Here is an 11835-nt window from a genome sequence, read left to right on the forward strand (position 1 = left end):
GGAGCTCGAGCACACGACTCTTGGGGGCACGAGGCCGTCCGGGCCGCGGGATGCGGGATGCGGGACGCGGGATGCGGGACGCGGGATGCGGGATGCGGGATGCGGGATCATCGTCAGATGAACGACCCCGTGATCCGTCCCGCGAGCGTCCCGGACGCCGACCGCATCGCACAGGTGCACGTGCAGGCCTGGCGGGAGGCGTACGCCCATCTGCTCCCGGCGTCGTTCCTGGCGTCCCTCGACGTCGACGCACGGGCCGATCGGTGGCGTCGCATCATCGCCGACCCCCAGACCGACGTGGTCCTCGCCACGATCGACGACGTCGTCGTGGGGTGGGCGTCCGCGGGGCCCGGGCGCGAGGCCGGCGCGCCCCGCGAGCGCGAGCTCGAGGGCATCTACGTGGTGGCCTCGGCGTACGGTTCGGGTGCCGGGCAGGCGCTCCTCGACGAGGCCGTCGGCGACGCGCCCGCCTACCTGTGGATGGCGGCGGACAACCCGCGCGCCGAGGCGTTCTACCGGCGCAACGGGTTCACCCGGGACGGAGCCGCGAAGGAGCAGCAGCTCGGCCCGCACGCGATCGACACGGTCCGCATGGTGCGCTGAGGCACGGCGCGGTCCGACTCGGTCAAAGTTTCTCGATCGGCGCGATCTTGATCAGGAGCTTCTTGCGGCCGGCACTGTCGAACGCGATCTCCGCGATGCGCTTCGCCCCCTGCCCGGTGACCGCCGAGACCGTGCCCTCGCCGAAGTCGACGTGCTTGATGCGGTCGCCCGAGGCGAGCTCCATGTCGCCGTTGTCGCGGACCTGCCCGGACACCCGGTTCGCCCATTCGGTCTTCGGACGGGTCTTCGCCGCCGCAGCCGCACGGTCGTAGGACCCGCCGCCCCAGCCGCCTCCGCCGCGGTAGCCGCCACCGCCACCGCCACCACCGAAGCCGCCACCGTCGCGCTTCGCGTTGAGTGCCCTGGGCTCGGTGCCCCCGCGACTGTTCGCCATGCCCGGCGACTGCTTCCAGTCGATGAGGTCGGCGGGGATCTCCTGGAGGAAGCGCGAGGGCATCGCCACGTTGACGTCGCCGAACTGCGCGCGGGTCATCGCCAGCGACAGGAACAGCGACTTCTTCGCGCGGGTGATGCCCACGTAGAACAGACGACGCTCCTCGGAGGGGCCGCCCGGTTCGTTCGCGGACATCCGGTGCGGCAGGAGGTCCTCCTCGACGCCGGTCAGGAACACCGCATCGTACTCGAGGCCCTTGGCGGTGTGCAGCGTCATGAGCGACACCGTGCCCGATGAGTCGTCGAGTTCGTCCGCCGCGGCCACGAGCGACACCTCGGTCAGGAAGTCGCTGAGCGTGCCGTCGGGGTTGTTCTTCTGGAACTCCCGTGTCACCGCCACGAGCTCGTCGATGTTGTCCGCGCGCGCGGAGTCCTGCGCGTCCGGGGACTTCCGGAGCTGTTCGAGCAGCCCGGACCCGTCGAGCAGCTGCGTCAGGGTGTCGACGACGGGCTGGTCCGGCGCCTTGGCGGACACCTCGTCCAGGAGCGCCGCGAACGCGGTGATCGCGTTCCGGACCTTCGGGCCGAACCCGAGCTCGTCCGCGTGCCGCAGGGCTTCGCGCATGGTGACGTCGTGGTCGTCGGCGTACCGCTGCAGGGTGGTCTCGGTCACGGCACCGATGCCGCGCTTCGGGACGTTGAGCACGCGACGCAGCGCCATCGGGTCCGCGGGGTTCGCGACCGTGATCAGGTACGCCATCGCGTCCTTGATCTCGGCCCGCTCGTAGAACTTCGTCCCACCGAGCACCCGGTAGGGGATCGCCGCGCGGATGAAGATCTCCTCCAGCGCACGGGTCTGCGAGTTCGTGCGGTAGAACACCGCCATGTCGCGGTAGTCCGTTCCGTCCTCGTGGAGCCGCTGGATCTCGTCGGCGACGAACTGGGCCTCGTCGTGGCCGGTGTAGCCGGTGAACCCGACGATCTTGTCGCCCGCGCCGACCTCGGTGAACAGGTTCTTCACCTGGCGGTCGAAGTTGTTCGCGATGACGGCGTTCGCGGCGTCGAGGATGTTCTGCGTGGAGCGGTAGTTCTGTTCGAGCAGGATCACCTTCGAGTTCGGGAAGTCCCGCTCGAACTCCACGATGTTGCGGATGTCGGCGCCGCGGAAGGCGTAGATCGACTGGTCGGAGTCACCGACGACGGTCAGCGACGCCCCGGCGATCGACCCGTCCGCCTCCCGCATGCGGGCGACGTGCTGCCCCTCGTCCTCGAGCCGGTCGACCTGCTCCACCGGCACCGGACGCGTGAGCTCGCGGATCAGGGAGTACTGCGCGTGGTTGGTGTCCTGGTACTCGTCGACGAGGATGAACCGGAACCGCCGCTGGTAGAGCGCAGCGACCTCGGGGAAGGCGCGGAACAGGAACACCGTCTGACCGATGAGGTCGTCGAAGTCGAACGCGTTCGCGCGGCGGAGGTCGTTCGTGTACCGCCGGAAGACCTCCGTGAACATGACCTCCTGCGGGTCGTTCGCGTTGATGTTCCTGGCGTACGAGTCGATGTCCTGCAGCTCGTTCTTGAGCTTGGAGATCTTCGAGGCCGCTGCCCCGACGGTCAGACCGAGCGAGTCCGCTTCGAGGTCCTTGATGATCCGCTTCAGCAGCGCACGGGAGTCGGCGGAGTCGTAGATCGTGAACGACTGCGGGAACCCGAAGCGCTCGGCCTCGCGACGGAGGATGCGCACGCAGGCCGAGTGGAACGTCGAGATCCACATGCCCTCGGACGCCTGCCCGACGAGCGCCCGTACCCGCTCGCGCATCTCGGCCGCGGCCTTGTTCGTGAACGTGATCGCCAGGATCTGCGACGGCCAGGCCTCACGGTTGGCCAGGAGCAGGGCGATGCGCCGGGTGAGCACGCTGGTCTTGCCGGACCCCGCGCCGGCGACGATGAGCAGGGATTCGCCGCGGTACTCGACCGCTTCCTTCTGCTGGGGGTTCAGACCCGCGGTGAATGGGTCTTCGTAGGGACGGTCCCCGGCACCCGGCTCGGGCGTCGAGTCGAATGGGTCGAGCACGATCGTCATGTCCGAACAGTCTAGGCCGGGCCCCCGACACCGGAGGCGAGGTCCTCGACGAGCGAACGCGCCTGCACCGCGAGGTCGGCATGGTCGGCGAAGACGCCGTCGACCCCCGTGCGGATCACCGACGTGAACCACTGCCGCCAGTCGCCGTGCGCCGCGACGTCGCCGCCGCGGCGGAGCGGAGCCGGCAGGAACCGGTTCTCCGGACGCAGCGTCCAGGTGAACACCAGGAGCCCGGCCGCGTGCGCTCGGTCCACGATCGCGGAGCGGACCTGACGCGGGTCGTCGACGGGCACGGGATCGGTCCCCGCCATCAGCGTCTTCAGGGCGACGCTGATGCCGTCGAACTCCTCGGCCAGCGACGCGAGCGCACCGTCGGTGCGCTCCTGCGCGTAGGTGGGAGCGGAGGACCCGTGGACGGCGACCTCGTCCGCGGCGCTGCCACGGGCCTCCTGGAGGTACACGAGCCGGCCACCCGTGCCCCGCGAGCCGAGGTCGCGCAGCACGCCCTTCTCGAAGCTCTCGATCGTGAGGCGCTCGTCCCCGCGCCACCCCGCTGCGCCGAGTGCGTCGTCCACGAGCGCCCCCATGGGGAAGCCCGCGCGGTCGAAGAAGGCGGCGTGCTTGACCTCGGCGACGAGACCGACCGGCCGCGGGGCGGCGTCGAGGACGGCGAGCAGGTCCTCCAACCGCAGGATCGGATCCGTCCCGTCGTGCTCGGCCGACTGCGGGCGCAGGGCGGGCAGTCGCTCGCGGGTGCGGAGCGTCGCGAGCTCGTCCCACGTGAAGTCCTCGGTGAACCAGCCGGTGAGCTGCTGCCCGTCCACCGTCTTCGTCGTGCGCCTGTCGGCGTACTCGGCGTGGTCGGCCACGTCGGTCGTCCCGGAGATCTCGTTCTCGTGGCGCAGGACCAGGACGCCGTCCTTGGTCGGCACCAGGTCCGGTTCGATCGCGTCCGCGCCGAGGGCGATGGCACGTTCGTAGGCACTGCGGGAGTGCTCCGGACGGTACCCGGAGGCTCCGCGGTGGGCGATCACGAGCGTCATGCGGCCGACCCTACTGCTCGTGTGCGACGGGTTCGTGGGCGTCAGGGGCGCCGTCGTGAGGATCCTCTCGGGCAGTGCCGTCGGCTCCGTGCTCGCCGCAGGAGGCTCGGATGACCAGCTCCGGCGCGAACTCCCGGTGCTCGCCACCGGGCTCCCCCACCAGACGCGCGACGGCGGCCTCGGCCATCGCCACGACGGGCTGCCGGACGGTGGTGAGGGGCGGCCAGGTGTACTCGGCTTCCCACGAGCCGTCGAACCCGACCAGTGCGACGTCCTCGGGCACCCGGACCCCGACCTCGTGGAATGCCCGGAGCACCCCGACCGCCGTGCGGTCCGACGCGGCGAACACCGCATCGGGACGGTCCTCGGAGTCGGCGATCACGAGTCCCGACACGAACCCGCCTTCGCGGGTGTACCCGCCGTCCAAGACCGGCCCTGGAGGCACGCCCCACCGCTCGCACGCATCCCGCCATCCGCGGTGGCGGGCTTCCTGGCCGTCGAGCTCGCCGACGAAGGCCACCGTCCGAGCGCCGTGCTCGAGGAGGTGCTCGGTGGCCCGTTCAGCCCCACCGCGGAGGTCCGTCCCGACACTCGCGACACCGGCACGCGGAGACGACACGTTCAACTCGACCCAGGGCAGGCCGACCGGGTCGATCGTCGTGGGGTCGGCGGCTCCGCTCGAGAGCACGAGGACGCCGTCGACCATGCGGGCAGCGAACTCCTCGAACCGTGTGCGGAGCCGCTCCGGTTCGAAGCTCGTCGCGGTCGTGTAGAGCGCGTAGCCCCGCTCCCAGGCTGCGGACTCGATCGCCGCTGCGTACTCGGCGAAGAACGGGTTGGCGAAGACGGGGTCGTCCCGGTCCGGCACCGCCAGCACGAGCGTGCGGGCAGAGCCGGACCGGAGTGCCCGAGCCGCCTGGTTCGGCCGGTACCCGAGCTCGGCCACCGCCTCGAGGATGCGACGACGAGTCCCCGGGGCGACCGGCGCGCCGCCGTTGAGCGCGTAGCTCACCAGAGCGTCCGACACCCCGGCGAGCCGGGCGACGTCGCGCCGCGTCGCCTTGCGTGGACGCTCGTCCTGCGAACCCGTTGTCACCGGTCGATCATGACACCCGGTCGGCCGTGGGCAGCGACTCGCCGACCGGGACGGGGGCGTCACCCTGGTCCGGGATCGGCAGGCGTTCGCCGTCACGCCGAGCAGACTCGAGCGCGATCAGCCCCGGCAGCGTGTACCGAGCCGCCTGCCACGCGTTGACCGGCGGCAGCACTCCGTCGTTCACAGCCCGGACGAAGTCGTCGGCCAGGAGCTGGTGGGACCCTTCGTGGCCGTTCGGCGCGAAGGCGAACTCCTCGGGGAGCCGGTCCGTCAGCCCGTCGTGCACCGGAGCGTGCCCGGAGACGAAGGAGCTCCGCAGTGCCGGCGAGACGTCCGCCAGACGCGGGTCGTCCTCGGACATGGTGGGCCGGGTCGCGATCTGGTCCGATACGTCGGTGACACCCTCTCGGTCCTGCCACACGGAGGTGGTGACGAGCTGCTCGAAGCTGCCGTCCGTGCCGAACCAGCGGAAGCGGCTCTCACGGATGAAGGACGGGAACCCGACCCGGCGGAACTCGTTGATGCGCATCGACCCGCCACCGTCGAGCTCGAACAGCGCGGTCATGTTCGAGAAGTCGTTGTCGAACATGCTCACCTCGGTGTCGAACACACCGTCACCGCGGTCGTCGTGGACCCCGAGGCAGCTGACGCTCGTGGCGTGCCGAGGCACCGCGCCGAGGACGCCACCGATCGCGTGAGTCGGGTACCACATGGGCGGGTAGCTCGCGGTGGCCTTCCAGTCCTCGCCACCGCTGTACCGGTAGGCGTCGTAGAAGCCGAGGTCCATGTCGTGGACGTAGTCACCCTCGGCGTAGAAGACCCGGCCGAACGCACCCTGCTCGGCCTTCTGGCGCGCGAAGACCGTGGCGGGGTTGTACTGGCTCGTCTCGCCCATCATGTACGTGAGGCCGGTCTCGCGCACCGCGGTGATGATCGACTCGATCTCGGTGACGCTGGTCGCCATCGGCACGGCGGAGTACACGTGTTTGCCCGCGCGCAGGGCCTGCAGCACGAGCGGGCCGTGCGTCCAGCGCTGGGTGAAGATCGCGACCGCGTCGACGTCGGCGCTGTCGAGCATCGCCTCGAAGCTCGGGAACGTCCCGGCGAGGTCGAGCTCGGCGACGAGCTGCTCCGCGCGTTCCGGGACGACATCGGTGGCGTACACGTCGGAGATGCCCGGGTGCTTGGCGAAGAGGGTCGCGAAGTGGCTGGCGAACTGGCCGGCTCCGACCATGCCGAGGGTGAACGTCATGCTGGCTCCTTGGGTGGTTGCGCGTCGTTGCCCGTCCATTCTGCTGACTCGGGTTTACTCGTGTCAACGCCCGAGCTCGGACGGGGACAGCGATGTACCCAGGGGCACATGTGGAGGAACGACAACCTCGGACCCCAGGCGGCGGAGTCACCATCCCGCCATGACCGAACGCTCCCTGGCCACCGTCGTCGAGTCCCGCATCGACCGTGCCGCACGCCGGATGCTCGATGCGGGGCGGCAGCCCAGGACACCGACACGACAGTTCGTGACCGAGTTCCTCGTCTTCGGCGCGAAGCAGGCGTGGGCCTGCACATTCGGGGTCGCGCTCCTCGGCACGATCGTGCTGGCGCGAGCAGTGTGGCCACCGGAGGCTCCGCTGGCCAGGAACGACGCCGTCACGATCGCGGCGGTCCTCGTCCAGGTCGCGATGCTCGTGTTCGGACTCGAGACGGTGCGGGAACTCCGGGTCGTCCTGCTCTTCCACGTCGTCGGCACCGTCATGAAGGTGTTCAAGACCGATGTCGGCTCGTGGAGCTACGACACCGGAGGAGTCCTGCGCATCGCAGCCGTCCCGCTGTTCTCCGGCTTCATGTACGGCGCCGTCGGGTCGTACATGGTCCGCGTGTACCGACTGTTCGACCTGCGCTTCTCGCGGTGGCCCCGGCAGTGGTGCATCGTGGTGCTCGCAGCAGGTGTGTACGGCAACTTCTTCACGCACCACGTGGTCTGGGACGCACGGGTCGTGCTGCTCGGACTCGTCGTCCTGCTCTTCGCCCGCACGACCGTGCACGTCCGAGTGCACTGCGCGACGATGCGGATGCCGGTCCTCGTCGCCATGGGTCTGGTCGCTGTCGTCATCTGGATGGCGGAGAACCTCGCGACCTGGGCCGACGCGTGGGCATACCCGGCGCAGGCAGCTGCTTGGACGCCGGTCGCTCCCACGAAGATCACGGCCTGGCTGCTGCTCATGACGATCTCCGTTGCGCTCGTCACCTGGCTGTACCCGGCGCGTCCACCCGACGGGTGCTCGGCGAACTCCCGACATGCACCGAACCATCCCGCAGCCGGCGCCCGTAGAGTGCTCCCACAGACGGCAGCAGAGCCGTCCGCTCGCCGCGAATCCTCAGCCTTTCGGCGCGACGCACACCTAGGCTGAGAGGACGTGAAGGAACGGTCAGTCGTTCATCACGACCCGAACACAGAGGAATGACGAGGACACCATGGCCTTCAAGCCCGGTTTCGACCAGTCCCCCGCCTTCAACGACGCGGGCCGGAACGCCTGGGGTGCCGGCGCCGGCTCGAAGCAGGGCGGATGGGGTCAGACCCCGCAGCCGACCGCGGGCATGACGCCTGAGCAGCTGCAGTACATGTACGACCGCCCGTCGGCGAGCACCGTCGACACCGACCGGATGTCGTACGAAGACACCATCGTGAAGACCCTCATGGCGTTCGGCGTGCTCATCGTCGGCGCCGTGGCCGGCTGGAACCTGCCACCGGTCGTGTGGATCGTCGGCGCGATCGTCGGGTTCGTCCTGGCGCTCGTCAACACGTTCAAGAAGAAGCCGTCCGCGGGTCTCGTGCTGGCGTACGCGTTCTTCGAGGGTCTGTTCGTCGGCGGGATCTCCAGCGCGTACAACACCATGTGGGACGGCATCGTCACGCAGGCCGTGTTCGGCACGCTCGGCGTCTTCTTCGTGACGCTCCTGCTCTTCCGCTCCGGCAAGGTCCGCGCGACGCCCAAGGCTACGCGCTTCTTCCTCGTCGCGATCGTGGGCTACATGGCCTTCTCGCTCGTCAACCTCGTCCTCATGTGGACCGGCGTGACGAACACCGCCTTCGGCCTCCTCGGCGTGACCGTGTTCGGCATCCCGCTGGGCGTCGTGATCGGCATCTTCGTGGTGGTCATGGCCGCGTACTCACTGATCCTCGACTTCGACCAGATCAAGACGGGCGTGCAGCGTGGTGCTCCGCGGGTCTACGGCTGGACGGCAGCGTTCGGGCTCATCGTGACGCTGGTCTGGCTCTACCTCGAGATCCTGCGCATCCTCGCCATCATCGCGAGCAGCTCCCGCAACTAGCGGCAGCGCACACGCGAAGGGCCCCGGCACGCGCCGGGGTCCTTCGTCGTTCCCGGACCCGCCGCGTCCGTCGCGCTCGATCGACGATCGCCGCCGAGCGGTCACGAAGCCCCGCTCACGATCGCTGACAGGGCAGGATCGGTCGTCATGTCCCATGCCGAGCGACAGCTCTCGACCGCTCGGCGTCGGCCGACGGGGTGACGTGACCGCGCGATGAGTGCGAGAGCACGGCGAGAGCTGTGCGAGAACACGGCGAGAACACGGCGAGAACACGGCGAGAGCACGGCAAGGGCACGCACCGGGCCCGCGCCGGACGAGGTTCCACGACTCGCCGCTCCCCACACGTGGGGGTTCCACGACTCACCCGTGGAGCACGCCGAGATGCCGCAATTGCGGAACCTCGAGCCCCGCCGAGCCCCGCCGAGCTCTGCTCCCCCCGCCCCCCGCACGCAGAAGGGGCCCGGCGCGCCAGCGCCGGACCCCTTCAGGACGGGAGGGTCACTCCCACTCGATCGTCCCCGGCGGCTTCGACGTGACGTCGAGCACGACGCGGTTGACGTCGCGAACCTCGTTCGTGATGCGGTTGGAGATCTTCGCGAGCACGTCGTACGGCAGACGCGTCCAGTCGGCCGTCATGGCGTCCTCGGACGAGACCGGACGGAGCACGATGGGGTGCCCGTAGGTTCGCCCGTCGCCCTGCACGCCGACGGAGCGGACGTCGGCGAGGAGCACGACCGGGCACTGCCAGATCTCGTCGTCCAGACCGGCTGCGGTCAGTTCCTCGCGCGCGATCGCGTCTGCGGCGCGGAGGATCTCGAGTCGGTCCTTGTCGACGGACCCCACGATGCGGATGCCGAGGCCGGGGCCCGGGAACGGCTGGCGTCCGACGATGACCTCGGGCAGCCCGAGCTCGCGGCCGACGGCGCGGACCTCGTCCTTGAAGAGGGTGCGCAGCGGCTCGACGAGTTCGAAGGTCATGTCCTCCGGCAGTCCGCCGACGTTGTGGTGCGACTTGATGTTCGCGGTGCCGGATCCGCCGCCGGACTCGACGACGTCCGGGTAGAGGGTGCCCTGCACGAGGAACTTCACCTCGGCGTCGCCGTCCGCCGCGCGGGCCTCGAGCACGAGGGCCTCCGCCGCCTGCTCGAACGTCCGGATGAACTCGCGACCGATGATCTTGCGCTTCTGCTCCGGGTCGCTCACACCGGCGAGGGCGTCGAGGAACTGCTCCTCGGCGTCCACCGTGATCAGGCGGACACCGGTCGAGGCGACGTAGTCCTCCTCGACCTGCTTGCGCTCGTCGGCACGCAGGAGCCCGTGGTCGACGAACACGCACGTGAGCTGGTCGCCGACGGCACGGTGCACCAGGGCAGCGGCGACGGCGGAGTCGACGCCGCCGGAGAGCCCGGCGATGACGCGGGAGGAGCCGACCTGCTCGCGGATGCGGGCGACCTGCTCCTCGATGACGTTGTTCGAGTTCCAGTCACCCGGGAGGCCGGCAGCGCGGTGCAGGAAGTTCTCCAGCACGGCCTGGCCGAACGCGGAGTGCTTGACCTCGGGGTGCCACTGCACGCCGTAGAGCTTGCGCTCGTCCGACGCGAAGGCCGCGACGGGCGTCGAGGAGCTCGATGCGAGGACCTCGAAGCCCTCCGGCGCAGCGGACACCGAGTCGCCGTGCGACATCCAGGTGGTCTGCGACGCCGGCTGACCGCCGAGCAGGACACTGTCCGTGCCGGTCACCGCGACGTCGGTGGCGCCGTACTCGCGCAGGCCGGTGTTCGCGACGGTGCCGCCGAGCGCGGATGCCATCGCCTGGAAGCCGTAGCAGATGCCGAGCACGGGGACGCCGAGCTCGAGGATCGCGCCGTCGAGTGCGGGGGCACCGTCTTCGTACACGGACGACGGGCCTCCGGACAGCACGATCGCTGCCGGGTCCTTCGCACGGATCTCTGCGGCACTCATCGAGTGCGGGACGATCTCGCTGTAGACGTTGGCCTCACGCACGCGACGAGCGATGAGCTGCGCGTACTGGGCTCCGAAGTCGACGACGAGGACGGGACGCTGGTCGGTCTCGCTCACCGAGCGGCCTCCTTCTCACGCGCCTGCTGCGCGTTCAGCTCGTGGTAGGTGTCCATGGCGATCTTCTGCATGCGGTGCTCGACCACGAACGACATGAACGGGATGATGCCGCCGAGCGCGATGAGCAGGAAGCGGATCGGCTTCCAGCGCATGATGCTCCACAGGCGGAAGTCGGTGAAGAGGTACAGCACGTAGAGCCAGCCGTGGGCGATCAGGATGCCGATCGACAGGTTGAACGTGCCCGGCTCCTTGCCCGCCGTGCCCTCCGGCACGAAGAACGCCCCGCCACCGAGCTGCATCTCGAGGTGCAGCGGTGTGTACTTGATGGCCATCTCGAGCACGAGGGCGAGCAGCAGCACACCGGTGATGTAGGCCGACACGCGGTACCACTTCACCGCGCCCGGGATCTTCGGGACGTCGCGAGGTCGGACGGTCAGAGCCATATCGGCCATCCTACCGTCGAGCGAGGAGGACCTCTTCGTCCTCGTTCTCACGTTCCCAGGCGTCCTTCACGAAGCGCCACCACAGGAACACGGCGAACCCGGCGAAGACGACCCACTCGACCGCGTAGAAGAGGTTCAGCCAGTCGAACTGGACCTCGCGCGTCGGTGCGCGATCGGCGACGGTGCCGAGATCGGCGGCCTTCGCGGTGGTGCCGTCCGCGACGACGTACCCGCCGTACATGCGGTCGTCGAAGGCTTTCCAGGTGTTCACGAAGCGCGCCGGCGCGACGGCCGAGTACTCGCCCTTCTGGAAGGCGTCCTGGTCCGGCGACTCCGCCGGGTAGTACCGGCCCTCGACCGTGACGGTCGCGCCGTCCGCCATCCGGTCACCGCCGGCAGCGGCGGTCGCCTTCTGGTCGGACCACCCGATGACGACCGGGAGGCTCGCACCGGTGGTCGTGTCGACCATGTGTCCGACGGTCTGCCAGCGTCCACCCCCGCTGCGTCCGGTGAGCAGGGTGGTGTCGCCCGGCACGAACCGCCCCGTGACGGTCACCTTCTGACCGGCGAGGCTGTCGCCCACCCCGCGCTCGGGCTTCGCGACGTCGGACAGCACGTGTCGGGTCTCGGTGGTGGCCGGCAGCGGCTTGCCGTTCTCGATGCTCCGCTCGAGCTGCCACTTGCCGAGGAAGGCGAACACCGCTGCGAGGACCAGCGCGAGCAGCAGCAGCGCGATCCACCTCGGTCGTCGGGCTACGGCCCACATGC

10 protein-coding genes are annotated in these 11835 nt (G+C 69.6%); 3 read left to right on the plus strand and 7 right to left on the minus strand.

From position 1 onward, the window contains the following. The first annotated feature begins 117 nt into the window (after positions 1–117). Positions 118–603: a GNAT family N-acetyltransferase gene (locus FS641_RS04240; RefSeq protein ID WP_144760434.1), complete on the plus strand. Its 486-nt coding sequence runs from the start codon at positions 118–120 to the stop codon at positions 601–603. A gap of 22 nt (positions 604–625) precedes the next feature. Here FS641_RS04240 and FS641_RS04245 read toward each other — a convergent pair whose 3' ends face one another. From FS641_RS04245 to FS641_RS04260, 4 genes are read right to left on the minus strand one after another with little or no spacing between them, the layout of a single operon-like run. Then, on the minus strand, positions 626–3076 hold the full coding sequence (locus FS641_RS04245) for an ATP-dependent helicase (RefSeq protein WP_144760437.1): 2451 nt from the start codon (positions 3074–3076) through the stop codon (positions 626–628). 11 nt (positions 3077–3087) lie between these two features. After that, on the minus strand, positions 3088–4119 hold the full coding sequence (locus FS641_RS04250) for a glycerophosphodiester phosphodiesterase family protein (protein ID WP_144760440.1): 1032 nt from the start codon (positions 4117–4119) through the stop codon (positions 3088–3090). 10 nt (positions 4120–4129) lie between these two features. Next, positions 4130–5215, minus strand: a complete 1086-nt coding sequence (locus FS641_RS04255; protein WP_144760443.1) for a LacI family DNA-binding transcriptional regulator — start codon at positions 5213–5215, stop codon at positions 4130–4132. Between the two features lie 7 nt (positions 5216–5222). After that, on the minus strand, positions 5223–6467 hold the full coding sequence (locus FS641_RS04260) for a Gfo/Idh/MocA family protein (protein ID WP_144760446.1): 1245 nt from the start codon (positions 6465–6467) through the stop codon (positions 5223–5225). A 160-nt stretch (positions 6468–6627) separates the two neighbouring features. On the opposite strand from FS641_RS04260, the gene FS641_RS04265 reads away from it, so the two are divergent. Together FS641_RS04265 and FS641_RS04270 are read left to right on the plus strand one after the other, a co-directional pair. Then, a complete protein-coding gene (locus tag FS641_RS04265) occupies positions 6628–7623 on the plus strand; it encodes a DUF817 domain-containing protein (RefSeq protein ID WP_144760449.1) in 996 nt (331 codons plus the stop codon). Between the two features lie 64 nt (positions 7624–7687). Further along, positions 7688–8545, plus strand: coding sequence for a Bax inhibitor-1/YccA family protein (locus FS641_RS04270; RefSeq protein ID WP_144760452.1), 858 nt, complete (start codon positions 7688–7690; stop codon positions 8543–8545). Positions 8546–9043: 498 nt separating this feature from the next. On the opposite strand, the gene guaA is transcribed toward FS641_RS04270, so the two are convergent. From guaA to FS641_RS04285, 3 genes are read right to left on the minus strand one after another with little or no spacing between them, the layout of a single operon-like run. Next, the gene (guaA, locus tag FS641_RS04275; protein ID WP_144760456.1) at positions 9044–10624 is read right to left on the minus strand and encodes a glutamine-hydrolyzing GMP synthase; all 1581 of its coding nucleotides are present in this window, start codon (positions 10622–10624) and stop codon (positions 9044–9046) included. Next, positions 10621–11067, minus strand: a complete 447-nt coding sequence (locus FS641_RS04280; RefSeq protein ID WP_260855680.1) for a DUF3817 domain-containing protein — start codon at positions 11065–11067, stop codon at positions 10621–10623. The genes guaA and FS641_RS04280 overlap by 4 nt, the downstream gene beginning before the upstream one ends. 10 nt (positions 11068–11077) lie before the next feature. Then, entirely contained in the window at positions 11078–11833 is a 756-nt protein-coding gene (locus tag FS641_RS04285) for an SURF1 family cytochrome oxidase biogenesis protein (RefSeq protein WP_144760462.1), read from the minus strand. Between the last annotated feature and the right edge of the window lie 2 nt (positions 11834–11835).

Origin of the sequence: Curtobacterium sp. 9128 (assembly GCF_007673775.1) — a bacterium.
Lineage (GTDB): Bacteria > Actinomycetota > Actinomycetes > Actinomycetales > Microbacteriaceae > Curtobacterium.

Bases quoted from the DNA above. Each gene is read 5' to 3' on its own strand.
- FS641_RS04240 (WP_144760434.1), top strand. From the start codon at position 118: ATGAACGACCCCGTGATCCGTCCCGCGAGCGTCCCGGACGCCGACCGC.
- FS641_RS04245 (WP_144760437.1), bottom strand. From the start codon at position 3,076: ATGACGATCGTGCTCGACCCATTCGACTCGACGCCCGAGCCGGGTGCC.
- FS641_RS04250 (WP_144760440.1), bottom strand. From the start codon at position 4,119: ATGACGCTCGTGATCGCCCACCGCGGAGCCTCCGGGTACCGTCCGGAG.
- FS641_RS04260 (WP_144760446.1), bottom strand. From the start codon at position 6,467: ATGACGTTCACCCTCGGCATGGTCGGAGCCGGCCAGTTCGCCAGCCAC.
- FS641_RS04265 (WP_144760449.1), top strand. From the start codon at position 6,628: ATGACCGAACGCTCCCTGGCCACCGTCGTCGAGTCCCGCATCGACCGT.
- FS641_RS04270 (WP_144760452.1), top strand. From the start codon at position 7,688: ATGGCCTTCAAGCCCGGTTTCGACCAGTCCCCCGCCTTCAACGACGCG.
- FS641_RS04280 (WP_260855680.1), bottom strand. From the start codon at position 11,067: ATGGCTCTGACCGTCCGACCTCGCGACGTCCCGAAGATCCCGGGCGCG.
- FS641_RS04285 (WP_144760462.1), bottom strand. From the start codon at position 11,833: ATGTGGGCCGTAGCCCGACGACCGAGGTGGATCGCGCTGCTGCTGCTC.